Origin of the sequence: Thermomonas haemolytica (assembly GCF_004346265.1) — a bacterium.
In the GTDB taxonomy this organism is placed as follows: domain Bacteria; phylum Pseudomonadota; class Gammaproteobacteria; order Xanthomonadales; family Xanthomonadaceae; genus Thermomonas; species Thermomonas haemolytica.
The window spans coordinates 156204-180021 of record NZ_SMAP01000002.1; the positions used below are offsets into that span (position 1 = coordinate 156204).

Below are 23818 nucleotides of genomic sequence, written 5' to 3' on the forward strand. Positions count from 1 at the left end.
GCCGGGCGTCGGAAGCCAAGTTCCACGTGGAACACGTGCAGCATCACAGCCGCAGGGGCATGACCACGTGCCGCGCATGCTGGCTTTCGGCGCCGCGCACCAGGGCGGAGGAATTGGCATCGCGCATCTGGATCACGACGTACTCGTCGCGCAGCGCGGTCAGCGCCTCCAGCAGGTAGGTGACGTTGAACCCGATTGCCAGCCCGTCCACGGCGGTCTCGGCCTCCACATCCTCTTGTGCCTCCTCCTGCTCGGGATTGTGTGCGCTGATCTTCAGCAGGTTCGGCATCACTTCCAGGCGCACGCCGCGGTATTTCTCGTTGGACAGGATGGCCGCGCGCTGCAACGCGGCGCGCAGGGCTTCGCGGTCCACCTTCACTTCACGGTCGGCGCCGATCGGGATCACCGCTTCGTAATCCGGGAACTTGCCGTCGATCAGCTTGCTGGTGAAGGTCACGTCGTCGCGCTTGATGCGGAGGTGGCCCTTGCCGACTTCCAGCTCCAGTTGGCGATCACCGCCTTCCAGCAGGCGCTGCAATTCCTGCACGCCCTTGCGCGGAACGATGATCTGGCGCCTGCCGCCGTGCCCGGTTTCCAGTGCGGTCTCGCACAGCGCCAGGCGGTGGCCGTCGGTGGCCACGCAGCGCAACGCGTTCTCGCGCAGGTCGAACAGCAGGCCGTTGAGGTAGTAACGCACGTCTTGCTGGGCCATCGCGAACGCGGTGCGTTCCAGTAACTCCTTCAGGGCCGCCTCGGGGATGGTCACGCGCTCGCTCGCATCTACCTCGTCCAGCGCCGGGAAATCGTTCGCCGACAGGCTGGACAGGCTGAAGCGGCTGCGGCCGGCCTGCACGCCGACCTTGTCGCCGCTCTGGGACACGGTGACCCGGCTGCCGTCCGGAAGGGAGCGCACGATCTCGAAGAACTTGCGCGCGGGAATGGTGATTTCCCCGTCCACCGCGTCATCCACGCTGGTGCGGGCCACCATCTCCACCTCCAGGTCGGTGCCGGTCATCGAGAGCACGCCGGCCTGGATCCGCACCAGCAGGTTGGCCAGGACCGGCAAGGTATGCCGGCGTTCGACGACGTTGACGACCTGCGCCAACGGCTTGAGCAGCACTTCGCGTTGCAGGGAAAACCGCATGTGGACCCCTCGGCCGATCGGTTGGGAAGCGGGGCAGGCGGGCTGCTCCTGCTTCTGAAAATGGTGATAAATCTGAAAACGGGGTGGAGCTGGTGTCCGGAAAATCCCGGGATAAGTGGTTCAACTCATTGTTTTTGCTATTGAATTCTTGGACAGAAACGCACTGCAAAAGCCTGTTCGAGCAAGGGGAAAAGCTGTGGATCGTTTTGCGGATCGCGGCTGCCCGCAGGTTGTCCACAGCTTCTCCCGGGTTCACTCACTGAGTTTGCGCAGCAGCTTTTCCCAATCTTCATGCAGCTTGGCATCGCTTTCCATCAGGGTGCGGATCTGGCGGCAGGCGTGCAGCACCGTGGTGTGGTCGCGGCCGTCGAACGCCATCCCGATTTCCGGCAGGCTGTGTTCGGTCAGTTCCTTGGCCAGTGCCATCGCCATCTGGCGCGGACGGGCCAGCGATCGGTTGCGCTTCTTCCCCAGCATCTCCCGCAGCTGCAGCCCGTAGTAGTCTGCCACGGCCTTCTGGATGTTGGGGATGCTGATCGACTGCTGCTGCGCCCGCCACAGGTCGCGCAGGGTCTCCTGGGCGAACTCGATGGTCACCGCGCGGCCCAGCAGGCCGGCCTGGGCGGTCAGCTTGTTGATCGCCCCTTCCAGCTCGCGCACGTTGCTGCGCATCTTCTTGGCGATCAGCTGGGCCACCTCGTCCGGGATCACCGCGCCGCGCTCGCGCGCCTTGGCCAGCACGATCTGCGCGCGGGTCTCGAAATCCGGCGGATCGATCGCCACCGACAGCCCCCAGCCGAGGCGCGACTTCAGCCGCGGCTCCAGCCCGTCCACCTCGCGCGGATAGCGGTCGCAGGTCAGGATGATCTGCTGGCGCCCCTCGAACAGGGCGTTGAAGGTGTGGAAGAACTCCTCCTGGGTGCGGTCCTTGCCGGCGAAGAACTGGATGTCGTCGATCAGCAGCGCATCGATCTTCTGGAACTGGCGCTTGAACTGGTCGGTGCTCTTTTCCTGCAGGGCGCGGAAGAACGCGTCGTAGAACGTGTTGGAGCGCAGGTACAGCACCCGCGCCTCGGGGTTGAGCCGGCGCATCTCGTTGCCGGCCGCGTGCATCAGGTGGGTCTTGCCGAGGCCGGTGCCCCCGTACAGCAGCAGCGGGTTGTGCCCGCGGTCGCCCGGCTTCTGCGCCGCGTGCCAGGCGGCGGCGCGCGCCAGCTGGTTGCTGCGGCCTTCCACGAAGTTGTCGAAGGTGTAGTGCAGGTCCACGTTGCCCTGGAACGGCGCCGCCGCCGGGGCGGGCCGGGCCGCGCTGGCCGCGGCGGCCTGCACCGGGGCCACCGCGCGGCGCGGGGCGCCGATGTCCAGCAGCACCTCGGTATTGCCGCCGTAATGGCGGGCCAGTTCGCGGATGCGCGGCAGGAAGCGCGACTGCACCTCGTCGCGCACGAAGATGTTGGGCGCGTACAGCACCAAGCCATCGCCCTCCTGGGCGGCCTGCAGCGGGCGCAGCCAGGCCAGCACGTCCTCCTGCGGCAGTTCGGATTCCAGGCGTTGCAGGCAGGTGGGCCAAACATCCATGCGCGGGCGGGTCTCGAAAACGGGAACGGACCAGGCGCCTGTGGAGCGCCTGTGGATAAGGTCGGGGAATGCGCCAGACTAGCATCGCCCCGGGCCGAGCAAAACCCCGTGGGGCCGGGTGCCGCGACAGGCCGGCTTGCGCCGCGTCGGGACGGCCGCTATCATTGGCGGTCTTTTCCGTTGAAACAAAGCAAGCAGGCCCGCCATGGCGACCAAGCGCACCTACCAGCCCAGCAACCTCAAGCGCAAGCGTGACCACGGTTTCCGCGCCCGTATGAAAACGGCCGACGGCCGCAAGGTGCTGGCCCGCCGCCGCGCCAAGGGCCGTCATCGCCTGACGGTCTGACCCACGCGGCCGCAAGGCCGTCTCCGGCCTTGCGCCGGAATCCGATGACCGCGCCCGCAACACCTTCGACGCCGGCCTCCGCGCAGGATGCCGGCGTCGTCGCGTCTGTCGAACGCCCTTGCCGCGGGTTCCCGCGCGCGGCGCGGGTGCGCGCCAAGGCCGAGTTCGCGCGCGTGTTCGAGGCCGGCACGCGCAAGGCCGAGCCCGACCTCGCGCTGCACTGGCTGGAAGACGCCGCGCCCGCGCGGCTGGGGCTGGCGGTTTCGCGCAAGGTGGACCCGCGTGCGGTCGGTCGCAACCGGATCAAGCGCGCCCTGCGCGAAACCTTCCGCCAGCTGCGCCCGCAGCTGCGCCCCGGCGCCTATGTGATCGTCGCCCGTCGCGGCGCGGCGCAGGCCGATGCGGCGACCCTGCGTGCCACCCTGCAGCGTCTGCTGCGCCGGGCCGGTGCGTTGCCCGTACCGGCCGCGGTCGGCACAATGCCGGCCGCGACGTCCTCCCACCCCCCCATTGATCCGGCTGCGCGCGTGCGCGGCCCCGAGACGGCTGACGAATGAACCAGACCCGCACCTTCCTGCTTGCCGCCTGGCTGATGGTGGCCTTCCTGCTCTGGCGCGAATGGGGCACGCCGCCGCAGGAGGCCGCGCCGGCCGCAGTCCCGGCGGCCACCGCGAGCGCGACTGGGGCCGCGGTGCCTGCGATCCCGGCCGCGACGCCCGCCGCGTCCGCCCCCGCTGCAACCAGCGTGGCGGCTCCGGCCCCGGTCAGCGTGCAGCTGCGCAACGACGTGCTGGCGCTGGTGCTGGACGGCCGCGCGGTGACCCATGCCGAACTGCTGAAGTATCCGCAGAGCCGCGAGGCGGGCAGCCCGCCGGTGGTGCTGTTCGATGCCGACCCGACCAGCTTCTTCGCGGCCGAGGCGCTCTGGCGCGATGCCCACGGGCGCGAGCTGGCCTGGCGCCCGCAGGCCCCGGCGCGCGCGATCGCGCTGGCCCCCGGACAGCCGGCGGTGCAGGCGGTGTTCCTGGCCGGCGATGCGGGCGGCGTGCAGGTGCAGCGCACCTTCACCCTGGCGCGCGGCAGCTACGCGCTGCACGTGCGCGATGAAGTGGTGAACGCCGGCGCCAGCCCGTGGAGCGGCGACATCGACCGCCGCCTCGAGCGCGTCCCGCCGGTGGTCAAGAGCGGCTTCACCAATCCGGAGTCCTTCAGCCTCAGCGGCGCGGCCTGGTACAGCCCGCAGGACAAATACAAGAAGCGCAAGTATCCGAACTTCACCAAGGACGGCCCGCTCGACCAGCAGGTGACCGGCGGCTGGGTCGCGCTGTCGCAGCATTACTTCCTTGCCGCCTGGGTGCCACAGCCGGACCAGCCTGCGCTGTACACGCTGGGCGAAAAAGGCGCGCTGTACAGCATCAGCGCACGTGGCCCGGCGATCACCCTGGCCCCCGGCCAGCGCTTCCAAAGCGAGGCCACCCTGTGGGTCGGCCCCAAGCTGGCCGACAAGCTCGATGCCACCGCGCCGGGCCTGGGCCTGGCCATGGACTACGGCATCTTCACCGTGCTCTCCAAGCCGATCCACTGGCTGCTGACCCAGCTGCACAAGCTGACCGACAACTGGGGCTGGGCGATCGTGCTGTTGGTGGTGCTGATCAAGCTGGTGCTGTACCCGCTGTCGGCGGCGCAGTACAAGTCGATGGCCAAGATGCGCAGGTTCCAGCCGCGCATCGAGCAGCTCAAGGAGCGCTACGGCGACGACAAGCAGAAGTTACAGATGGCGATGCTGGATCTCTACAAGAAGGAAAAGATCAATCCGGCCAGTGGCTGCCTGCCGGTGTTGATCCAGATGCCGGTGTTCCTTGCGCTGTACTACGTGCTGCTGGAGGCGGTCGAGCTGCGTCAGGCGCCGTGGATCGTCGGCTGGGTCAGCGACCTCACCGCGCGCGATCCCTACTTCATCCTGCCGCTGCTCAACGCCGCGATCATGTTCCTGACCCAGCGGATGACGCCGATGGTCGGCATGGACCCGATGCAGAAGAAGATGATGCAGATGATGCCGCTGGTGATGGCGGTGATGTTCGCCTTCTTCCCCGCCGGCCTGGTGCTGTACTGGGTCACCAACGGCGCGCTGGGCATGCTGCAGCAGTGGTGGAACACCAAGCGCTTCGCCGAGGAGCCGGCCAAGGCCGCCTGACCTGCGCGCCGCGCACCCTGCATGGACCCGCCGCGCGGCGGGTCCATGCGTTTCTGCGATCATGCCGCGATGAACGCCGCCGCCGGCCACGACACCATCGTCGCCATCGCCAGCGCGCCGGGCGCGGGCGGGGTGGGGATCGTGCGCCTGTCGGGCCCGCGCGCGAAGGCGATCGCGGAAACCGTCTGCGCACGCCCCCTGCGGGTGCGCCATGCCCACCACGTGCGCTTCCTGGACGCCGATGGCACGGTGATTGACGACGGCATCGCGCTGTATTTCCGCGCCCCGGCCAGCTTCACCGGCGAGGACGTGGTGGAACTGCAGGCGCACGGCAGCCCGGTGCTGCTGCGGGCGCTGGTGGCGCGCTGTGTGGCGCTGGGCGCGCAGCAGGCCGGGCCGGGCGAATTCAGCCAGCGCGCCTTCCTCAACGGCAAGCTGGACCTAGCCCAGGCCGAGGCGATCGCCGACCTCATCGCCGCCGCCGACCTGCAGGCCGCGCGCGCGGCGCGGCGCTCGCTGGACGGCGTGTTCTCGCGCCGGGTCGAGGCCGTGATGGCCGCCGTGCTGGGCCTGCGGGTGCAGGTCGAGGCCGCGATCGATTTCGCCGACGAACCGCTGGACACCCTCGGCGGCGAGGCCCTGCGGCGTGCGCTGGAGCAGGCCGCGGGCGAATTGGCCGCGCTCCGGGACGAAGCCGAACGCGGCCGCCGCCTGCGCGACGGCCTGCATGCGGTGCTGGTGGGGCCGCCGAATGCCGGCAAGAGTTCGCTGCTGAACGCGCTGGCCGGCAGTGCGCGCGCGATCGTCACCGACATCGCCGGCACCACCCGCGACCTGCTGCAGGAAACCGTGCGCATCGACGGCGTGGAACTCACGCTGGTGGATACTGCCGGGCTGCGTGAAGCCGCCGGCGATGCGATCGAGGCCGAGGGCATCCGCCGCGCGCGGGCTGAATTGGCGCGCGCGGACCTGGCGCTGGTGGTACTGGATGCGCGCGAACCCGAGGCCGGGCGCGCGGCGGTCGCCGCCGATCTGGCGGCGGTGCCGCAGGTGTTGTGGATATACAACAAGGTCGACCTGTTGCCGCAGGTGCCCGCGCTCGGCGCGGATGCGCTGGCGGTCTCGGCGCAGACCGGTGCCGGGCTGCCCGCGCTGCACGCGCGGCTGGCGGCGCTGGCCGGCGCGGGTGGTGGCGACGGCGCGTTCTCCGCGCGCGCGCGCCACGTGGACGCATTGGCGCGTGCGCAGGCGGGGCTGCGCCAGGCCGGCACGGAGCTCGCGCACGAACGCCTGGAACTGGCGGCCGAGGCCCTGGCAGCGGCGCACGCCAGCCTCGGCGAGATCGGTGGGCGGGTGGACGCGGATGCGCTACTCGGTCACATTTTCGCCAGCTTCTGCATCGGAAAGTGAGCGCGGACGCGCCTGCGGCTTGACAAGCTGGCGCCGCTGCCGCGTGCTATCGTGGAATTGGGAGCATCTCCACAGGGGAATCGAGAACATGTCTGCAAGCAACAAGCGGCACCGGGGGTTGGTGCCGGTCGCGTTGACAGTGGCGGTCGCGGTGGCGCTGGCCGGCTGCAAGAAGGACGAGGCAACCACGGCCGGCCCGCAGGCCGCACCGACGGCCGCCAAGGCACCCGCCCCGGAATCGGTGGTGGCGGCCTCGGTCTCCGCGATGGGCGCGGACGAGCTGCGCGAAGCCGCCAGCAAGGCGTACAACGAGAACCGCTTGTACGCGCCGGCTGGCAACAACGCCATGGAGTACTACCTGGCCTTGCGCGACAAGCAGCCGGCCAATGCCGGTGCCGCCAGCGCGCTCAGCGACCTGCTGCCGATGGCGGTGATCGCCGCCGACCAGGCAGTGGCCCGCGACGACGTCGACGAAGCCAAGCGGCTGGTGGCCCTGATCGGCAAGGCCGATCCCAACCACCCGGCGCTGGGGCGGCTGAAGGCGGGCATCGCGGGCGCCGAGGCGACGGCCAAGAAGCGCGCCGAGGCCCAGACCCTGAGCGCCGAGGAAGAGGCCAAGCGCAAGGCCGAGCTGGCCAAGCAGCGTGAGGAAGACCAGAAGAAGCTGCAGGAGCAACAGCGCCAGCAGCAGGCCGCCGCCGAGCAGCAGCGCCAGCAGCAGGCCGCGGCCGAGGCCGAGGCTGAACGCCAGCGCCAGCAGCAGGCGGCGGCGGCCGAAGCCGAGCGCCAGCGCCAGCAACAGGCCGCCGCGCAGCAGGCTGCACCTGCCGCCGCCGCGCCGCGTCCTGCGGCCGCGGCCGGTGGCAATGAACTGCGCCCGGTCAGCCTGCCGGGGCCGAAGTTCCCGCCGGCGGCCCAGCGTGCCGGCGCCAGCGGCTCGGTGCAGGTGGAATACACCGTCGGCACCGATGGCAGCGTCACCAGCGCGCGGGTGGTGTCCAGCGACGTGCCGCGCCAGTTCCAGCGCGATTTCGAGCGCGAGGCGCTGGCCGCGGTCAAGCGCTGGCGCTTCCAGCCGGTGAACCAGGCGGTCACCAGCCGGCGCACGATCGCGTTCGAGCAGTAAGCATGTGCACACCGCGGGCGCGCCCTGCGGTGCGATGGACACGAAAAAGCCCGGCATGCGCCGGGCTTTTTCGCGAGCGACGCGCGAGCGGCTTCAGGCCGAGATCGCCAGCTTCTCCTGGCGGTAGCGCCACACCGCCAACGCCCACAGCAGCGCCGCCAGCGCCAATGAGCAGGCCAGGTACAGCCCCCACTGCGTCATCGAGGCCGACTCGCCGCGGGTGATCTTCTGGATCAGCTGGTTCTGCGCCAGGAACGGCACCGCGTACTGCCAGACCGCGGTGTCCTTCAGCGGGTAGGCCATCAGCCCGTAGGCCGGCAGCATCGGCATCAGCATCAGCCACATGATATGGCTCTGCGCCTCCTTCATGCTCTTGGCGCCCGCGGCCAGCGCGGTCATCAGCGCGGTGCCGATCAGCACCAGCGGCAGCAGGGTCAGCAGCAGCTTGCCCATCGCCAGGACGCTCACGTCCATCTGCTTGGCCATGCCGCTGGCGAGGGTGGCCGAGACCTTGAACGAGACCAGGATCAGCAGCAGCGAGGCCAGCCCCAGCGCGGTCGCGGCCAGCATCTTGCCGCCCACCAGCGCGCCGCGCGGTGCGGGCGTGGCCAGCAGCGGCTCCAGCGACTGCCGCTCGCGTTCGCCCGCGGTGGTGTCCATCGCCAGATGGGCACCGCCGATGAAGGCGAAGATGGTCAGGATCATCGGCAGCAGCACCGCCATGAACTGGCTGTTCTTGGCTTCCGGGGTGGCCATGTCGCGGGTGCCGACGTGCAGCGGGGTGGCGATCGCCGGGTCGATCCCGCGCACCAGCAGGCGCAGCGCGCCGACCCCGGCGCCGTAGCTTTCCAGCACCTTGCTCACCCGCGCCACCTTCACGTCGCCGTTGCGGCGGGTGGTGTCGGTGATGATGTCGATCTTCGCGGGCTTGCCGGCGCGCCAGTCCTCGGCGAAGCCGGGATCGACGGCCAGCGCCAGGTCCTCCTGCTGCGCGCGCACGCGCGCCTCGATGTCGGCAGGCGCGGGTTTGGTATCGATGCCGTAGCTGGCCAGGAACTTCATCAGGTTCGGGGCGCGCTCGATCCCGAGTACCGGCACGCTCAGGGGCTTTTCCAGCTGGGTCTCGGCGCGCAGCTGGGTGAGCTTGCCGATGCCGAGGAAGAGCAGCGGGTACAGCAGCGGTGCCACCAGCAGGCTGAGGAAGAAGGTGCGGCGATCGCGCGCGAAGTCGCGCCATTCCTTGGCGGCGACCGTCAACAGGGTGGCGAAGAAGGAGGGCGTGTTCATGCGTGCAGGCCCTCCTCGCTGCCGATCAGCGTGACGAAAGCGTCTTCGAGGTTGGCTTGCCCAGTGGCAGCGCGCAGTTCATCGGGCGTGCCCTGCGCCACCACCCGGCCCTGCGCGATCACCACGATGCGATCGCACAGCGCGGCGACCTCCTGCATGATGTGGCTGGAGAAGATCACGCAGCGGCCTTCCGCGCGCAGTTCGCGCAGGAAGCCGCGCAGGCCGCGGGTGGTCATCACGTCGAGGCCGTTGGTGGGCTCGTCGAGGATCACGTTCTTCGGGTCGTGCACCAGCGCGCGTGCGATCGCGGTCTTGGTGCGCTGGCCCTGCGAGAAGCCTTCGGTGGCGCGGTCGAGGAAATCCTCCATCTGCAGCGCCTGCGCGAGCCTGGCGGTGCGGCTGGCGATGGTGGCGGCATCCAGCCCATGCAGCTTGCCGAAGTAGGCGATGTTCTCGCGCGCGGTCAGGCGCTTGTACACGCCGCGCGCGTCCGGCAGCACGCCTAGGCGGTGGCGGACTTGCGCGGGGTCGGCGGCCACGTCCATGCCGTCCACCAGCACCCGGCCGGATTCCGGCGCCATCAGGGTGTAGAGCATGCGCAGCGTGGTGGTCTTGCCGGCGCCGTTGGGGCCGAGCAGGCCGGTGATCTCGCCGTCGCGGGCGGTGAAGCCCACGTCGTCCACGGCGACCACGGGGGTCTTGTCCTTGCCCCGTCCGGGGAAAGTCTTGCGCAGGTGTTCTGCGACGATCATGGTCAGGCTCCTGTCGGAAGGGGGGTCACGGCGCGGCGCCGTTGTAATCGAGGAACGGGGCCGGGTACGCCAGGCTGTCCAGGCAGCGGCCGTCGAGCGCCTTGGCGTCGGTCTTTTCGATGAACTGGGTGAACAGCTTCGGCATGCAGCCGGCGCCGAGCACCGAATGGCCCTGGCCCTTGAGCACGAACAGGCGCCCGTTCGGCAGGCTCTGCACCACCTCGCGGCCGTAGCGCGGCGGGGTCACCGGGTCGAATTCGCCCTCCAGCACCAGTGCCGGCACGGCGGTGGAAAGCGGCTGGTGGAAATCGTCCGGCACCCGGCCCTTCGGCCACACCTTGCACATCGCCGCCATGCCCTCGGCCATCTGGTTGCCGAGCACGGTGCCGGCATCGTCGGCGCGCGCGACCATGCTGCTGGCGTCCTCGCTGCACACCACCGACAGCTGCATGCCCATCGCCATCGCGTCTTGCATGCCGCCGGAGAGCATCCGCGCCAGCGCCATCAGGCCGTCGTAGTGGCCGGCGTTGGCCTCGTGGATCAGCAGCGGCAGCAGGCCGGCGGCCAGCGGCATGTAGGCGTACATCCGCACCAGCCCGGCCACGGTCTCGGCGCGCAGCACGCCCTGCTTGCGTTCGCCGCTGCGGGCGTCACGGTAGTCCACCGTCACCGGCTGCGCGCGCAGGTGCGCCAGCAGGGTGTCGAGCTCGGCGCGCGGATCGCCCAGCCGGCCCTTGCAGGCCGGGTCCTTGCTGCACAGGCCGAACTGCAATGCCAGCGCATCGTCGAGGTTGCGCGCGAAGATGTTGCCGAGGCCCAGGGCATTGGGCACCACCGAATCCAGCACGATGCTGCGGGTGGCCTGCGGATGGCGCATCGCGTACTGCTGCGCGACCCGGGTGCCGTAGCTCACGCCGACCAGGTTCACCTGGCGCGCGCCGATCGCCTGGCGCACCGCATCGAGGTCGGCCACCGCGTCGGTGGTGGTGTAGAAGCGCAGGTCGGCCTTCTTCGACAGCGTGGCCGCGCAGGCGGCGGCCTGGGCCTGCATCGCCGACGTCGAGAACATGGTGTCCGCATCGTCCTCCGGGGGCTGGCAGGTCAGCAGATTGGACTTGCCGGTGCCGCGCTGGTCGATCAGCAGCACGCTGCGCTGCTTGCGGATGTCGCGGAACACTGGGTCTAGCGGCGGGTAGCTCTGCACCGCCGACTGCCCGGGCCCGCCAGCGAGGAAGAACACCGGGTCAGGCTGCTGCTCGCCATTGGCGGTCGGCTGCAGCCACGCGATGTTGAGCGTGACCTTGCGCCCGTCCGGATGCGCGCGGTCCTCCGGCACCGCATAGGTGCCGCACAGCGCCTCCAGGCTGTCCTTGCTCATCGGCGCGCTGAGCGTGCACGGGGTGAACGGGATCCTGCCCAGCATCACCGGCTTGGCCGCGGCCACCGGGGCCGGCGCACCGGCGGCGGGCGCGGCATCGGCGTCCCCGGGCTTGGGTTGCAGGGCCTTGTAGCCGAGGATCGCGGCGGCGATCGCGGCGGCCAGCACGAATCGGGTCTTGCGGGAGTTCATCGGGACGACCTCGCGGGAGGGACGCGGTGGAAGGAAGGGGCGGGATCAGGGCGCATCGGGCAGGAACACGTCTTCGATCCGGCAGTCGAACAGGCGCGCGATGCGGAACGCCAGCGGCAGCGACGGGTCGTACTTGCCCGTCTCCAGCGCGTTGACGGTCTGCCGTGAGACCTCCAGCCGCTGCGCCAGCTCGGCCTGCGACCAGCCCTGGTGTTCGCGCAGCTCGCGCAGGCGGTTGTTCACCGTGCGGGCCTCACAGGTAGCGCCTGGCCAGCACCATCTTGGCGATGCCGTAGGTGGCGCACAGCAGCGGGAACACCCAGATCATCGCGGCGGCGGCATCGAGATCGATGACCTTCGCCTTCTGCAGCAGGCCGCCGGCGAAGTACAGCAGCGCCACCAGCAGGCTGGCGATGCCGATGGCCTCGGTCTCGATGCGCCGCTGCAGTTCGTCGATCTCGCGCAGGTAGCGCAACGCCGCGCGCATCAGCAGCGCGATCGGCAACGCGGGCAGCACGGCCACCCCCGCGCGCAGCGGGACGGCATCGATCCCGCGCTTCAGCAGCCAGAGCGATAGGAACAACGTGAGGGAATAGGCCACCATGATCGGCCACAGCGCGCGCAGGTAGCGGCGCCCGGCCGGCTGCGCGTACATGTCGTCGCAGTGCTGGCGCCACCAGCGCGGCACCAGCGCCAGCAGCGCCGCGCCCAACAGGTAGCCGGCGCCGATCCCGGCCCACATCCCGACCGCCGTGTCCGGCCAGCGCAACCACCAGCGGCCGGCGCCGGCCAGGGCCAGACAGCCCAGCGCGATCGCGACGAAGATCCACATCCAGCGGCGCAGGGTCATCGGCTCAACCCCGGCGCGAACGGGCGAGGAACACCACGCCCAGCGCGATGAAGGCAGTGGCCACGCCGATGAAGGCGGTCTGCCCGGCGGCCAGCGCGGCGGCCGAGAACGCCACGCCGGCACCCAGGAACGCGATGCCGGCGCCGCGCAGCGGCTTCGGGTCTTGCTGGGTCATGCGCCACCTCATGTCAAGGATGCTTGACACGACGATACGGCGGCCTTGGGCCACTTGTCAAGCGTCCTTTACATGGATGGCCGCCGCCACCGAGCGCCGCGTGCGTGAGCGCGTGGCGGGGGATCCGCCGCCTAGGTCACTTGTTGCTGACGTATTTCTCGCGGCGGATCATCGGCACCGGCAGCCCCACCGTCTTCAACGCCTCGAAGCTCGCATCCACCATGTCCGGGTTGCCGCACAGATAGGCGATGTCGCCGGCCGGGTCGGGCGCCAGTTCCGGCAGCACGTTCTGCACGTAGCCGTGGCGCACGTCGGGGTGGGCCTGCGGTGAGCCGTCGGCCGGCAGCTCGCGCGAGAAACAAGGCAAGTAGCGGAAGCCGGGATGGGCCTCGGCGAAGGCGCGGAACTCATCGCCATACAGCAGCTCGGCCGGGGTGCGCGCGCCCTGCAGCAGCACGACTTCCACGCCGCGTTCGGCCATCAGGCGCTCCAGTTGCGGCAGCATCGCCCGGTATGGGGTGATGCCGGTGCCGGTGCCGATCAGCAGGTAGCGGCGGTTGGCATCCTGGGGCAGCAGGCAGAAACGGCCGAACGGCCCGCTGGCGTCCAGCGTGGCGCCGATCGGCAGCGCCTCGAACAGCGCGGTGGCGGCACCGCCCGGCACGTAGCTGACGGCGATTTCCACCCGCGCATCCGGCGCGGCGTCCAGCGCGCGCCCGACCGCGATCGAATAGCTGCGCCGCGCGGGGGTGCCGTCGGCGTACTGGAAGTGGATCTGGATGAACTGCCCGGGGATGCAGGGCAATGGCTGGCCGTCGTCGCGTTCGAACGACAGGTGCGCCACGGTCGGCGCGATCATGCGGCGGGCGACGAGCTTGAGCGGGAAATGGGCGATGGCCACGGCGATGCAACAGTGCGTGGCGGGGGTGGAGCCACGGGGCTGCCTATACTAACGGCTTCCCGCGCGACCCTCCGCGCACGAGGCTACCCATGACCGTCGATCCCGCTGCGCCCGCGCTGCGCGTGCGCGACCTGCGCAAGACCTACGACAATGGCGTCGAAGCCCTGAAAGGCGTCAGCCTGGACGTGGCGCCCGGCGATTTCTATGCCCTGCTCGGCCCCAACGGCGCCGGCAAGAGCACCCTGATCGGCATCATCAGCTCGCTGGTCAACAAGACCTCGGGTTCCGTGCAGGCATTCGGCGTGGACATCGACGCCGACCGCAGCGCGGCGATGCGCCTGATCGGCCTGGTGCCGCAGGAATTCAACTTCAACATGTTCGAAAAGCCGTTGGACATCTGCGTGAACTACGCGGGCTTCTATGGCGTGCCGCGCGGGCAGGCGCTGGCGCGTGCCGAGCAGGTGCTCAAAGAGGCCCAGCTGTGGGACAAGGCGGACAAGATGAGCCGCACCCTGTCCGGCGGCATGAAGCGCCGGCTGATGATCGCGCGCGCGATGATGACCGCGCCGAAGCTGTTGATCCTGGACGAGCCCACCGCCGGGGTGGACATCGAGATCCGCCGCGGCATGTGGAAGACGCTGAAGGAAATCAACGCCGCCGGCACCACCATCATCCTCACCACGCACTACCTGGAGGAAGCCGAGAGCCTGTGCCGCAACCTCGCCATCATCGACCACGGCCGCATCGTTGAGCAGGGGCCGATGAAGTCGCTGCTGGCCAAACTCGACGTGGAGGGCTTCCTGTTCGATGTCGAGGACGCACTGCCCGCCACCCTGCCCGCGATCGAGGGCGCCACCCTGGTGGCGGTGGACGCGCATACCCTGGAGCTGGACATGCCGCGCGCGATGGATCTCAACCGCGTCTTCGCCGCCTTCGATGCCGCCGGTATCCGGGTGTGCTCGATGCGTACCAAGAGCAACCGGCTGGAGGAGCTGTTCGTCCGCATGACCGCCCGTGAAGGAGCCCCGGCGTGAGTAATCCGAACCTCGTTGCCCTGGGCACCATCGTGCGCCGGGAAGTGGCCCGCATCCTGCGCATCTGGGGCCAGACCCTGATGCCGCCGGCGATCACCATGACCCTGTACTTTTTGATCTTCGGCGGCCTGATCGGCTCGCGCGTCGGCACCATGGACGGCATCCGCTACATGGAGTTCATCGTCCCCGGGCTGGTGATGATGAGCGTGATCCAGAACAGCTACGGCAACATCAGCAGCTCGTTCTTCGGCGCCAAGTTCGGCCGCCATGTCGAGGAGCTGCTGGTCAGCCCGATGCCCAACTGGGTGATCCTGGGCGGCTACGTGGCCGGCGCCGTGCTGCGCGGGCTGATGGTGGGTGGCATCGTGCTGTGCATCGCCATGTTGTTCACCCACGTGCACGTGCCGCATCCGCTGGTGACCATCGGCTCGGTGCTGCTGGGAGCGATCATCTTCTCGCTGGCCGGGTTCGTGAACGCGGTGTATGCGAAGAAGTTCGACGACATCGCGATCGTGCCGACCTTCATCCTCACTCCCCTGACCTACCTCGGCGGCGTGTTCTATTCGGTCAAGCTGCTGCCCGGCTGGGCCGAGGCCGCCACCCACCTCAACCCGATCTTCTACATGGTCAATGCCTTCCGCTACGGCCTGCTGGGCGTCTCCGACGTGCCGCTGGGCGTGGCCTTCGCGCTGATGCTGGGCTTCGCGGTGGCGCTCGCCGCACTCGGCCTGTGGCTGCTCCAGCGCGGGGTCGGGCTGCGCCACTGAATCACCCGCGTGGCGTCCTGCCATCGCTTACACTCCGCGCCTTCATTCCCCCGACATGGAGCCGATGCGATGCCGATGAGAAACGCAATGCTGGTGCTGGCCCTGGGCGTGACCCTGGCCGGCTGTGCCAAGAAGCAGGACGCCGCCGCGCCTGTGGACGCGGCGCCTGCGGCCACCACGGCCGAGCAGCCTGCGACGCCCGCCTCCGCGCCGGCGGCCACGCCTGCGCCGGCTGCGGTGGCTTTTGACATCAACGCCATCCCGGTGAGTACGGCCGCGCTGCCGGCCTGGCCGTACGTCGTGCTGCCGGCCGGCTACCAGTTCAGCTATGCCGATGATCTGGCCTCGCGCACCAAGGACCTGGCCCGCGTGCCGGTCTGGACCGGCGGCCAGTTGCTGTGGGTGGAAGGCAAGGTGTTCAGCGATGCGATCGACAACGTCGATGGCAAGACCTACTCCAAGTTCGAAGTGCGCAAGAACCTCCAGCAGGCGATCGAAGCGCTGGGTGGCGTGCGCCTGACCGAACGCAGCTTCGACGAGGCGACCTACAAGGCGAACGAGAAAGCGCTGGGCGACTTCTCGCAGGAGTTCATTCGCATGCAGAGCGCCTACTCGTACGACAGCGACGCCGATACCTATGTCATCCGCCGTGCCGACAAGGCCATCTGGATCGTGTTCCAGAGCAACAACGATCGCGGCGCGCTGCTGGTGGCGGAGGGCCCCCTGCCGGAGGCGCCGGCGAAGTCCTGACGGTCGTTCGTCGCGGACGATGGCGCCCGGCTCCGGCCGGGCGTTTTCGTGTCCGGGGTCAGGCCGGCAGGCGGAAGAACGCGCGGGCGGTGGCGGTGGTCGCCGCGGCGGTCACTTCGACTGCCTCGCCGCGGTCGCGCGCCAGCTCGGCCACGATATGCGGCAGGAATGCCGGTTCGTTGCGGCGGTCCTTCGGCATCGGCGTGAGCGTGCGCGGCAGCAGGTAAGGCGCGTCGGTCTCCACCATCAGCCGCTGCGCGGGGATGTTGCGCACCAGTTCGCGCAGGTGCTGGCCGCGGCGTTCGTCGCACAGCCAGCCGGTGATGCCGATGTGCCAGTCGCGGTCGAGGTAGTCGAACAATTCCTCGCGGCTGCCGGTGAAGCAGTGCACCACCGCCGGCCCGATCCGGCCCTCGAAGGCCCGCATCATCGCCAGGAAGTCGGCGTGGGCGTCGCGCTGGTGCAAAAACAGCGGTTTGGGATTGCCGGCGGCGGCAAGGTCAGCGGCCAGTTGCAGCTGGCGTTCGAACGCGCGCCGTTGCGCCGGGCGCGGCGAGAAATCGCGGAAGTAGTCCAGCCCGCATTCGCCCACCGCCACCACCTCGGGGTGCGCGTGCAGCGCGTGCAGTTCGGCATCGCATTCCTCGGTGTATTCGACCGCGTGGTGTGGATGCACGCCGGCGGTGGCGAACCATTCGCCCGGCCGGCTGCGCGCCAGCGCCAGCACTTTCGGGTTATGCGCGCGGCTGGCGCCGGTGAGGATGGCGTGCGCCACCCCCGCGTCGCGCGCGCGCTGCCAGACCGCGTCGCGGTCGCGGTCGAAGCTGTCGTGGCTGAGGTTCAGGCCGATGTCGATGAGTTGCATGGTGCGATTTTAGCGAGAGTGCCCGCGACGCCTGGAAGTAAACGCCGCCATGCCGTGCGTCGGCGGCGGGGTGCGTTTCGAGCGCGCCAAGGATGGCGCGCGGCCGCGCATCGAAGCTGGATGCGGAGCCTGCGCGGCGAAGCGCACCCCGCCGACGGCGCACGGCCCACCCGAAGCAGGGAGCCATGCTCCCGTATCCTTTGCAGGTGAGTACCGCCGCATTCCCCATTGCCCCCCTGCTGCCCGACCTCCTCGCTTCGCTGGAGGCGCATCCGCGGCTGGTGCTGGAGGCGCCGCCGGGCGCGGGCAAGACCACCCAGGTGCCGCTGGCGTTGCTCGATGCGCCGTGGCTGCAGGGGCGCAAGATCGTGATGCTGGAGCCGCGTCGCGTCGCCGCGCGCGCGGCGGCCGGCTTCATGGCGCAGCAGTTGGGGGAAGCGGTCGGGCAGACCGTGGGCTACCGCATCCGCTTCGAGAACAAGACAGGGCCGGCCACCCGCATCGAGGTCGTGACCGAGGGCATCCTCACCCGCATGCTGCAGGACGATCCGCTGCTGGAGGGCGTGGGCGCGCTGCTGCTGGACGAATTCCACGAGCGTCACCTGGCCGGCGACCTCGGCCTGGCGCTCGCCCTGGACGTGCAGGCCGGCCTGCGCGACGACCTGCGGCTGGTGGTGATGTCGGCCACGCTGGACGGCGCGCAGCTGGCGGCTTTTCTCGATGCGCCGCGGCTGGCCAGCGCGGGGCGCAGCTTCCCGGTGGAGATCGCGCACTTCCCGGCGCGCCGCGACGAGGCGCTGGAGCACCAGGTGCGGCGCGCGGTCGAGCAGGCGCTCAGAGCGCATCCGGGCGATGTCCTCGTGTTCTTGCCGGGCCAGCGCGAGATCGCCAAGGTCGGGGCGCTGCTGGCGCAGGCGGCCGTGGATGCCGAGGTATCGCCGCTGCACGGCGAGCTGCCGGTCGAGCAGCAGGCGCGCGTGCTGCAGCCGGCGCCCGACGGCCGCCGCCGGGTGGTGCTGGCGACCAACGTGGCCGAATCCAGCGTCACCCTGCCGGGGGTGCGCGTGGTGATCGACAGCGGGTTGGCGCGCGAGCCGCGTTTCGATCCCAACAGCGGCTTTTCGCGGCTGGAGGTGGTGGCCATTTCGCAGGCCAGCGCCGACCAGCGCGCCGGCCGCGCCGGGCGCGTGGCCGAAGGCTGGGCGTATCGCCTGTGGCCGGCCTCGCAACGGCTGGAACCGCAGCGCCGGCCGGAGATCGCGCAGCTGGACCTGGCGCCGCTGGCGCTGGAGCTGGCGGCCTGGGGCAGCAGCGACCTGCGTTTCCCGGATCCGCCGCCGCCCGGCGCGCTGGCGGCCGGGCGCGACTTGCTGCGCCGCCTGGACGCGCTGGAGGCCGGCGGCGCCATCACTGCGCGCGGCCGGCGCATGCTCGCGCTGGGCACCCATCCGCGCCTGGCCGCGATGCTGCTGGCCGCCGACACTCCCGAGCAGGTCGCGCTGGCCTGCGATCTGGCCGCACTGCTGGAAGCGCGCGACCCGCTGCGCAGCCGTTCCGATGCATTGGCCGCGCGCTGGCAGGCGCTGGCTGCGTTCCGCACCGGACGCAGCCCGCCCGAGGCCAGCCGCAGCGCGCTGGCGGCGATCGATGCCGCGGCCCGGCAGTGGTGGCGGCGCCTGCGCTGCGAGGCTGCGCCGCCCGCCGCGGCACCGGCGCATGCGCTGGGCGACCTGCTGGCGCATGCGTTTCCCGACCGCATCGCCCGTCAGCATCCGCAGGATGCGCGCCGCTATCTGCTGGCGAACGGGCGCAGCGCGCGCCTGCTGGAGGATTCGGCGCTGTACGGCGAGCCGTGGCTGGTGGCCAGCGAGCTGCGCCTGGAGGCCAGGGACGCCCTGCTGCTGCGCGGCGCGCCGGTGGACGAGGCCGCACTGCGGCGCGACTTCGCTGCGCAATTCTCCGAGGCCGACGAGGTGCGCTGGGACGCCGAGCGGCGCGCGTTGGTGAGCGAGCGCATCGCCCGCTTCGACGGCATCGTGCTGGCGGTCAAATCCGCCGGCCGGGTCGATCCGGCGCGGGCCGCGCGCGGGTTGACCGAGGCCGTGCGCGAGCTCGGCCTGTGCGTGTTGCCGTGGAGCGAGGCGCTGGCGCAGTGGCATAGCCGCGTGCAGTGCCTGCGCGCATGGATGCCGGAGCTGGGGCTGCCGGATGTCTCCGACGCCGCGCTGCTGGCGACGCTGGAGGACTGGCTGACGCCTGCCTTCGCCGGCAAGACCCGGCTGGATGCGCTCACATCCGAAGAGCTGGCCGCGGCGTTGCAGGGCCGGCTGGAATGGGCGCTGCGTTCGCGCCTCGATCAACTCGCGCCGACCCGCATCGCGGTGCCGTCCGGCATGCAGCGCGGCATCGCGTACGCGCTGGAGGCCGACGGCACGCCAGCGCCGCCGGTGCTGGCGGTGAAATTGCAGGAACTGTTCGGCCTGGCCGACACCCCGCGTATCGCCGATGGCCGCGTGCCGCTCACCCTGCATCTGCTCTCGCCCGCCGGCCGCCCGCTGCAGGTGACCCAGGACCTGCGCGGGTTCTGGGAGCGCACCTATCCCGAGGTCAAGAAGGAAATGAAGGGCCGTTACCCGCGCCACCCGTGGCCGGACGATCCGTGGAGCGCCACCGCCACCCACCGCGCCAAGCCGCGCGGGACCTGATCATCGCGCCATCGCGACGGCACCCCCGTTCGTGGTGAGCCTGTCGAACCACGAACGCGCGCGAGTAGCAACAAGCGCGCCGCACCCGCCATCGGCGGGCGCAGCGGCTCAATGCCCCGGCGCGCCCCCGGCGCTGCCGAACGGCGGCCTGGCCCACCACACCAGCACGATCATCGCCACGAACAGGCCGGAGAACAGCAGGAACAGGTCGTTCACCGCCAGCGTGAACGCCTGCAGGTTGATCACCTGGTCGGTCAGCGACAGCGCCTGCGCCTGGCCCATGTCCACGCCCTGCAGCGTGCCCAGCCACTGTTCCGCCGGCGGCCGCGCGCTGGTGACGTGTTCGGTCAGCACCGCATGGTGGTAGTCGGCGCGGTGCTGCCACAGGGTCACCGAGACCGCGGTGGAAATGCTGCCGGCGATGGTGCGGAAGAAGTTGGACAGCCCCGAGGCGCTGGCGATCTCGTGCTGCGGCAGCCCCGACAGGATGATCTGGTTCAGCGGGATGAAGAAGAACGCCACCCCCATGCCCTGGATCAGGCGCGGCCAGATCAGCTGGCCGAAGCTGGCCTGCGCGGTGAAGGTGGAGAACCAGTGGGTGGTGAAGGCGAACACCAGGAACGCGAAGCTGACCATGATCCGCAGGTCGGCCTTGCCGATCATGCGCCCGACCAGCGGCGAGAAGAACACCGCAAGGATGCCGACCGGCGCGGTCGCCAGGCCGGCCCATTCGGCGGTGTAGCCCAACGTGGTCTGCAGCCACAGCGGGTAGATCACGTTGATGCCGAAGAAGCCGAACATGCCGACCGAGAGCGCGATCACGCCGACCCGGAAATTGCGCTGCTTGAACAGCGACAGGTCCACCACCGGGTGTTTGTCGGTCAGCTCCCAGGCCACGAAGAAGGTCAGGCAGACCAGCGCGACGATCCCGAGCGTGGTGATCAGCGGCGAGCTGAACCAGTCCTTGTCGTTGCCGTTGTCGAGCATGAACTGCAGCGAGCCCACCCCGATCACCAACAGCGCCAGCCCGATGCGGTCGATCGGCACCTTCTGGATCGGGGTCTCGCGGTCGCGCAGTAGGGTCCACACCACCAGCGCCGCCAGCAGCCCGACCGGCGCGTTGATGAAGAAGATCCAGTGCCAGGAATAGTTGTCGGTGATCCAGCCGCCCAGGATCGGCCCGAAAATCGGTGCCACGATCACCGTCATCGCCCACAGCGCCAGTGCCATCCCCTTCTTCTCGTTGGGGTAGTTGGCCAGCAGCAGGGTCATCGACAGCGCCACCATCGGCCCCGACACCAGCCCCTGCAGCAGCCGGAACAGCACCAGCATCGGCATGCTCGCGGCGAACCCGCACAGGATCGAGAACACCACGAACAGGGTGACCGAGGCGGTGAAGGTGCGCACCTCGCCGAAGCGGCGCGCCAGCCAGCCGGTCAGCGGCTGCACGATCGCGCTGGCCAGCGAGTAGGAGCTGATCGCCCAGGTGCCTTCGGACACGCCCACGCTCAGGCTGCCGGCAATGGTCGGCACCGACACGTTGACGATGGTGATGTCCAGCACCTCCATGAAGGTGGACAGCGCGATCGCCAGCGTGAGCAGCGCCAGCGCCCCGCCGCGCAGGGGCGGCTTGGGGATCGCCGGCACCGGCATCGGCGCGGCGTCGGTGGCGGCGGCGGCCACGGCCACGGCCAGGCCTCAGCGGCCGCCGTTAGCGGCGATGATGGCGTCGGCCTCGCGCGCGGCGGCGTCGAGGTCGTGCGCGTACACGTCGGTCTGGCCGACCGCGGCCGTCGGCGGCTGGCTGGGCAGGCGCGGCCCGGACTGGTCGCGGGTGTCGATCTCCACTTCCATCGACAACCCCAGACGCAGCGGATGCTGGCGCAGGGTGTCGTCGCGCTCCAGCGCGATCCGCACCGGCACCCGCTGCACCACCTTGATCCAGTTGCCGCTGGCGTTCTGCGCCGGCAGCAGCGAGAACACGCTGCCCGCGCCGGCGGCAATCCCGGCGACCTTGCCGTGGAAGACCACGCCGCTGCCGTACAGGTCGCTGGTGAGCCGCGCCGGCTGGCCGAGGCGGATCTTGTCCAGCTGGCCTTCCTTGAAATTGGCATCCACCCACAGCTGATCGAGGGGCAGGATCTTCAGCAGCGGCTGCCCGGGTGCGACCAGCTGCCCGACCTGGACATTGCGTCCGGCCACGATGCCGTCCACCGGCGCCACGATCGCGGTGCGGTGGTCGGCCACCCAGGCCTCGACGTAGGCGGCGCGCGCCAGCTGCACCGCCGGGTTCTGCGCGATCGCCACGCCTTCCACCAGCGCGCGCTGCGCCCGTGCCTGCCCGCTGGCCTGCGCCAGCGCCGCGCGCGCGCGCTCCACCGCCTCGCGCGCGTGCGCCACTTCCTCTGGCGGCACCGCTTTCTCGGCCAGCAGCGGCAGGCGCCGGCGGTAGTCGGCCTCGGCCTGCGCCAGCGCGATCTTCGCCTGCGCCTCGGCGGCCCCGGCGGCGGCGGCCCCGCTGTCGGCCTGGCGCGCCTGGCGCACCGCCTGCGCCAGCGCGGCGGCGGCGCGTTGCAGCGCCAGCCGGGTGTCGGTCCCGTCCAGCCGCACCAGCACCTGGCCGGCGCGCACCAGATCGGTGTCGTCGGCGTAGATCGCGGTGACGGTGCCGCCCACGCGCGCGTTCACCCCGACCTGGTTGCCGCCGACGTAGGCGTTGTCGGTGGTCTGCCGCAGCGAGAACACGAACAGCCACAGCAGTAGCCAGGCCAGGCCGGCGAGCGCGAACAGCGCGGCGATCACCAGCAGCACGCGCTTGCGCTTGCCGGTCCCGTTGCCGTTGCTGGGTGCAGTGGAATCGGCGGAAGGCGTCGGCGTGCTCATGGCGTGGGGGCGTCCTTGGAATCGGGGGAAGGCGCGGCGGTGGCCGGATCGGCATAGCCGCCGCCGAGGCTCTGGATCAGGGCGATGTCGGCCGCCAACCGCGCCGCGGCCAGCACGCGCGCGGCGTCCTCGGCCTGCAGCAGGGCCAGCGCGGCCTGGGCGCGGCTGCGGTCGTCGCCCAGCCCGGCGCGGGCGCGCGCATCGGCATTGGCCTGCAGCGCGCGCGCGGCGGCCAGCGCGGTGGCCTGCTGCTGCGCCTCCTCGCCCAGCTGGGCCAGGGTCAGCGCCTGCTGCTGCACCTCGCGCGCGGCCTGCACCACGCTGGCGTGGTAGTCGGCGATCGCGGCGTCGAGCTGGGCGCGGCTGATGCCGTAGCCGGCGCGCAGGCGACCGCCGTCGAACAGCGGCAGGCTCAGCGCCGGCTGCAGCAGCGCGACCCGGCTGCCCGCCGTCAGCAGCTTGCCGAGGTTGATGCTGGACAGTCCAAGCAGCGCCTTCAGGCTGAGGTCGGGGAAGAACGCGGCGCGCGCGGCGGCCACGTCCTGCGCCGCGGCCTCCACCCGCCAGCGGCTGGCCGCAATGTCCGGGCGGCGCGCGATGAGCGCCAGCGAGGCATCCGCGGGCAGGCCCGCCGAGGCCGGCGGCAGCGGCTGCGCCTGCAGCGGCGGCAGCGCGTCCGGGGCGATCCCGAGCAGCGCCGCCAGTGCGATCCGGCGGCCCTCGGCGCTGGCGGTGAGCGCGGTGCGCCCGCGCTCGGCCGCGGCTAGCGCCGATTCCGCCGCATGCACCGCATCGCTGCCGTCGATCCCGCGCGCGGCGCGCGCCTGCGCCAGCGCCAGCAGGCGCTGCTGCGCGGCGATCGCCTGCGCGGCCAGCGCCAGCCGGGCCTGGTCGGCCTGCCAGCCGAAATAGGTCTGCGCGACCGCGGCGGTCAGCGCCAGGCGCGCGGCGTCCGCCTCCGCGGCGGCGGCGCGGGCCTGGTCGGTGGCGGCGGCGACCTGCGCGCGGTGCTTGCCCCACCAGTCCACGTCGTACTGCAGCTGCACCCCGAGGTCGGCCTGGCTGTACCAGGTGAAGCCGAGGAACTGCACCGGGAACAGCCCGTGCTCGCTGATCCGCTGCCGCTGCAGGTCGGCACTGGCGCCGACGTAGGGATTGCCGGACGCCGCCTGCGCGGCGATCGCGGCGCGCGCCTGCGCCACCCGGGCCTGTGCCTGCGCCAGGCTGGGCGCGCCGGCCAGCGCGCGCGCCATCAGCGCGTCCAGGGTCGGGTCGCGGTAGCGCGCCCACCAGTCGGCGGTCGGCCATGCCGCGTGCATGTCGCCGCCGGAAGCGGGCAGGGGCGCGCGCGCGTCCAGCGCCGGGGGCGGCAGGCGCGGCGGCGCGGCGGCGCAGGCGGCCAGCAGCGCCGCGGCCATGCCGGCCAGCAGCGGACGGAAAGCAGAGGGGTTCATGCGGACATGCGCTCCTTGGTGGCGTCC

General features: G+C 70.8%; 22 protein-coding genes. 9 read left to right on the forward strand and 13 right to left on the reverse strand.

The window, feature by feature from the left end; genetic code table 11:
* Positions 1 to 43: 43 nt before the first annotated feature.
* Together dnaN and dnaA are read right to left on the reverse strand one after the other, a co-directional pair.
* A complete protein-coding gene (dnaN, locus tag EDC34_RS03860; RefSeq protein ID WP_114959458.1) occupies positions 44 to 1144 on the reverse strand; it encodes a DNA polymerase III subunit beta in 1101 nt (366 codons plus the stop codon).
* Between the two features lie 252 nt (positions 1145 to 1396).
* Positions 1397 to 2722, reverse strand: a complete 1326-nt coding sequence (gene dnaA, locus EDC34_RS03865; RefSeq protein ID WP_114959457.1) for a chromosomal replication initiator protein DnaA — start codon at positions 2720 to 2722, stop codon at positions 1397 to 1399.
* A gap of 205 nt (positions 2723 to 2927) precedes the next feature.
* Between dnaA and rpmH the strand changes: the two genes are divergently transcribed.
* From rpmH to EDC34_RS03890, 5 genes are all read left to right on the forward strand, one after another.
* Entirely contained in the window at positions 2928 to 3068 is a 141-nt protein-coding gene (gene rpmH / locus EDC34_RS03870; protein ID WP_072755073.1) for a 50S ribosomal protein L34, read from the forward strand.
* Positions 3069 to 3112: 44 nt separating this feature from the next.
* Entirely contained in the window at positions 3113 to 3625 is a 513-nt protein-coding gene (gene rnpA, locus EDC34_RS03875; protein ID WP_114959456.1) for a ribonuclease P protein component, read from the forward strand.
* Positions 3622 to 5262 (forward strand): membrane protein insertase YidC, encoded by a 1641-nt coding sequence (gene yidC, locus EDC34_RS03880; RefSeq protein ID WP_114959455.1) that lies wholly within the window; start codon positions 3622 to 3624, stop codon positions 5260 to 5262. Before rnpA ends, yidC begins: the two co-directional genes overlap by 4 nt.
* A 69-nt stretch (positions 5263 to 5331) precedes the next feature.
* Complete coding sequence (mnmE, locus tag EDC34_RS03885; protein ID WP_114959454.1) at positions 5332 to 6672, forward strand: tRNA uridine-5-carboxymethylaminomethyl(34) synthesis GTPase MnmE; 1341 nt, start codon at positions 5332 to 5334, stop codon at positions 6670 to 6672.
* An 88-nt stretch (positions 6673 to 6760) separates the two neighbouring features.
* Entirely contained in the window at positions 6761 to 7798 is a 1038-nt protein-coding gene (locus EDC34_RS03890; RefSeq protein WP_114959453.1) for an energy transducer TonB, read from the forward strand.
* 93 nt (positions 7799 to 7891) lie between these two features.
* Here EDC34_RS03890 and EDC34_RS03895 read toward each other — a convergent pair whose 3' ends face one another.
* The 7 genes from EDC34_RS03895 to EDC34_RS03920 all read right to left on the reverse strand — a co-directional run bounded on the left by EDC34_RS03895 (position 7892) and on the right by EDC34_RS03920 (position 13291).
* Positions 7892 to 9085: an ABC transporter permease gene (locus EDC34_RS03895; protein WP_114959452.1), complete on the reverse strand. Its 1194-nt coding sequence runs from the start codon at positions 9083 to 9085 to the stop codon at positions 7892 to 7894.
* Positions 9082 to 9837, reverse strand: coding sequence for an ABC transporter ATP-binding protein (locus tag EDC34_RS03900; protein ID WP_114959451.1), 756 nt, complete (start codon positions 9835 to 9837; stop codon positions 9082 to 9084). The genes EDC34_RS03895 and EDC34_RS03900 overlap by 4 nt, the downstream gene beginning before the upstream one ends.
* 25 nt (positions 9838 to 9862) lie before the next feature.
* The gene (locus tag EDC34_RS03905) at positions 9863 to 11407 is read right to left on the reverse strand and encodes an alpha/beta fold hydrolase (protein ID WP_114959450.1); all 1545 of its coding nucleotides are present in this window, start codon (positions 11405 to 11407) and stop codon (positions 9863 to 9865) included.
* A 45-nt stretch (positions 11408 to 11452) separates the two neighbouring features.
* Positions 11453 to 11650 (reverse strand): helix-turn-helix transcriptional regulator, encoded by a 198-nt coding sequence (locus EDC34_RS03910; RefSeq protein ID WP_114959449.1) that lies wholly within the window; start codon positions 11648 to 11650, stop codon positions 11453 to 11455.
* A 10-nt stretch (positions 11651 to 11660) separates the two neighbouring features.
* Positions 11661 to 12257 (reverse strand): hypothetical protein, encoded by a 597-nt coding sequence (locus tag EDC34_RS03915; protein WP_114959448.1) that lies wholly within the window; start codon positions 12255 to 12257, stop codon positions 11661 to 11663.
* A 4-nt stretch (positions 12258 to 12261) separates the two neighbouring features.
* Positions 12262 to 12432 (reverse strand): hypothetical protein, encoded by a 171-nt coding sequence (locus EDC34_RS12220; RefSeq protein ID WP_162797667.1) that lies wholly within the window; start codon positions 12430 to 12432, stop codon positions 12262 to 12264.
* A gap of 136 nt (positions 12433 to 12568) precedes the next feature.
* Positions 12569 to 13291 (reverse strand): FAD-binding oxidoreductase, encoded by a 723-nt coding sequence (locus EDC34_RS03920; protein WP_114959595.1) that lies wholly within the window; start codon positions 13289 to 13291, stop codon positions 12569 to 12571.
* A gap of 131 nt (positions 13292 to 13422) precedes the next feature.
* Between EDC34_RS03920 and EDC34_RS03925 the strand changes: the two genes are divergently transcribed.
* The 3 genes from EDC34_RS03925 (at position 13423) to EDC34_RS03935 (ending at position 15884) form a co-directional block, all read left to right on the forward strand.
* Positions 13423 to 14367 carry an ABC transporter ATP-binding protein gene (locus tag EDC34_RS03925; protein ID WP_114959447.1) on the forward strand — a complete coding sequence of 315 codons (945 nt, stop codon included), beginning with the start codon at positions 13423 to 13425 and terminating at the stop codon, positions 14365 to 14367.
* On the forward strand, positions 14364 to 15134 hold the full coding sequence (locus EDC34_RS03930) for an ABC transporter permease (protein ID WP_114959446.1): 771 nt from the start codon (positions 14364 to 14366) through the stop codon (positions 15132 to 15134). The genes EDC34_RS03925 and EDC34_RS03930 overlap by 4 nt, the downstream gene beginning before the upstream one ends.
* Positions 15135 to 15203: 69 nt before the next feature.
* Entirely contained in the window at positions 15204 to 15884 is a 681-nt protein-coding gene (locus EDC34_RS03935) for a hypothetical protein (RefSeq protein WP_132982848.1), read from the forward strand.
* A gap of 58 nt (positions 15885 to 15942) precedes the next feature.
* Here the strand turns inward: EDC34_RS03935 and EDC34_RS03940 are convergent, their stop codons facing one another.
* Positions 15943 to 16749 carry a TatD family hydrolase gene (locus tag EDC34_RS03940; protein WP_114959444.1) on the reverse strand — a complete coding sequence of 269 codons (807 nt, stop codon included), beginning with the start codon at positions 16747 to 16749 and terminating at the stop codon, positions 15943 to 15945.
* Positions 16750 to 16955: 206 nt separating this feature from the next.
* Here EDC34_RS03940 and hrpB point away from each other — a divergent pair, with 206 nt between their 5' ends.
* Positions 16956 to 19454 (forward strand): ATP-dependent helicase HrpB, encoded by a 2499-nt coding sequence (gene hrpB / locus EDC34_RS03945; protein ID WP_114959594.1) that lies wholly within the window; start codon positions 16956 to 16958, stop codon positions 19452 to 19454.
* Between the two features lie 108 nt (positions 19455 to 19562).
* Here hrpB and EDC34_RS03950 read toward each other — a convergent pair whose 3' ends face one another.
* The 3 genes from EDC34_RS03950 to EDC34_RS03960 are packed head-to-tail and all read right to left on the reverse strand — an operon-like array spanning position 19563 to position 23791.
* Positions 19563 to 21137 carry a DHA2 family efflux MFS transporter permease subunit gene (locus tag EDC34_RS03950; RefSeq protein ID WP_425477445.1) on the reverse strand — a complete coding sequence of 525 codons (1575 nt, stop codon included), beginning with the start codon at positions 21135 to 21137 and terminating at the stop codon, positions 19563 to 19565.
* 15 nt (positions 21138 to 21152) lie between these two features.
* Positions 21153 to 22337, reverse strand: a complete 1185-nt coding sequence (locus tag EDC34_RS03955; RefSeq protein ID WP_114959443.1) for an HlyD/EmrA/EmrK family protein — start codon at positions 22335 to 22337, stop codon at positions 21153 to 21155.
* Entirely contained in the window at positions 22334 to 23791 is a 1458-nt protein-coding gene (locus EDC34_RS03960; RefSeq protein ID WP_114959442.1) for an efflux transporter outer membrane subunit, read from the reverse strand. The genes EDC34_RS03955 and EDC34_RS03960 overlap by 4 nt, the downstream gene beginning before the upstream one ends.
* Between the last annotated feature and the right edge of the window lie 27 nt (positions 23792 to 23818).

Coding starts and splice junctions, on each gene's coding strand:
- EDC34_RS03890 (WP_114959453.1), top strand. CDS start 6,761: ATGTCTGCAAGCAACAAGCGGCACCGGGGGTTGGTGCCGGTCGCGTTG.
- EDC34_RS12220 (WP_162797667.1), bottom strand. CDS start 12,432: ATGACCCAGCAAGACCCGAAGCCGCTGCGCGGCGCCGGCATCGCGTTC.
- EDC34_RS03955 (WP_114959443.1), bottom strand. CDS start 22,337: ATGAGCACGCCGACGCCTTCCGCCGATTCCACTGCACCCAGCAACGGC.
- EDC34_RS03920 (WP_114959595.1), bottom strand. CDS start 13,291: ATGATCGCGCCGACCGTGGCGCACCTGTCGTTCGAACGCGACGACGGC.
- EDC34_RS03895 (WP_114959452.1), bottom strand. CDS start 9,085: ATGAACACGCCCTCCTTCTTCGCCACCCTGTTGACGGTCGCCGCCAAG.
- dnaA (WP_114959457.1), bottom strand. CDS start 2,722: ATGGATGTTTGGCCCACCTGCCTGCAACGCCTGGAATCCGAACTGCCG.
- EDC34_RS03935 (WP_132982848.1), top strand. CDS start 15,204: ATGCCGATGAGAAACGCAATGCTGGTGCTGGCCCTGGGCGTGACCCTG.
- EDC34_RS03905 (WP_114959450.1), bottom strand. CDS start 11,407: ATGAACTCCCGCAAGACCCGATTCGTGCTGGCCGCCGCGATCGCCGCC.
- mnmE (WP_114959454.1), top strand. CDS start 5,332: ATGAACGCCGCCGCCGGCCACGACACCATCGTCGCCATCGCCAGCGCG.
- EDC34_RS03960 (WP_114959442.1), bottom strand. CDS start 23,791: ATGAACCCCTCTGCTTTCCGTCCGCTGCTGGCCGGCATGGCCGCGGCG.
- EDC34_RS03925 (WP_114959447.1), top strand. CDS start 13,423: ATGACCGTCGATCCCGCTGCGCCCGCGCTGCGCGTGCGCGACCTGCGC.
- EDC34_RS03915 (WP_114959448.1), bottom strand. CDS start 12,257: ATGACCCTGCGCCGCTGGATGTGGATCTTCGTCGCGATCGCGCTGGGC.
- EDC34_RS03940 (WP_114959444.1), bottom strand. CDS start 16,749: ATGCAACTCATCGACATCGGCCTGAACCTCAGCCACGACAGCTTCGAC.
- rnpA (WP_114959456.1), top strand. CDS start 3,113: ATGACCGCGCCCGCAACACCTTCGACGCCGGCCTCCGCGCAGGATGCC.
- yidC (WP_114959455.1), top strand. CDS start 3,622: ATGAACCAGACCCGCACCTTCCTGCTTGCCGCCTGGCTGATGGTGGCC.
- EDC34_RS03900 (WP_114959451.1), bottom strand. CDS start 9,837: ATGATCGTCGCAGAACACCTGCGCAAGACTTTCCCCGGACGGGGCAAG.
- dnaN (WP_114959458.1), bottom strand. CDS start 1,144: ATGCGGTTTTCCCTGCAACGCGAAGTGCTGCTCAAGCCGTTGGCGCAG.
- rpmH (WP_072755073.1), top strand. CDS start 2,928: ATGGCGACCAAGCGCACCTACCAGCCCAGCAACCTCAAGCGCAAGCGT.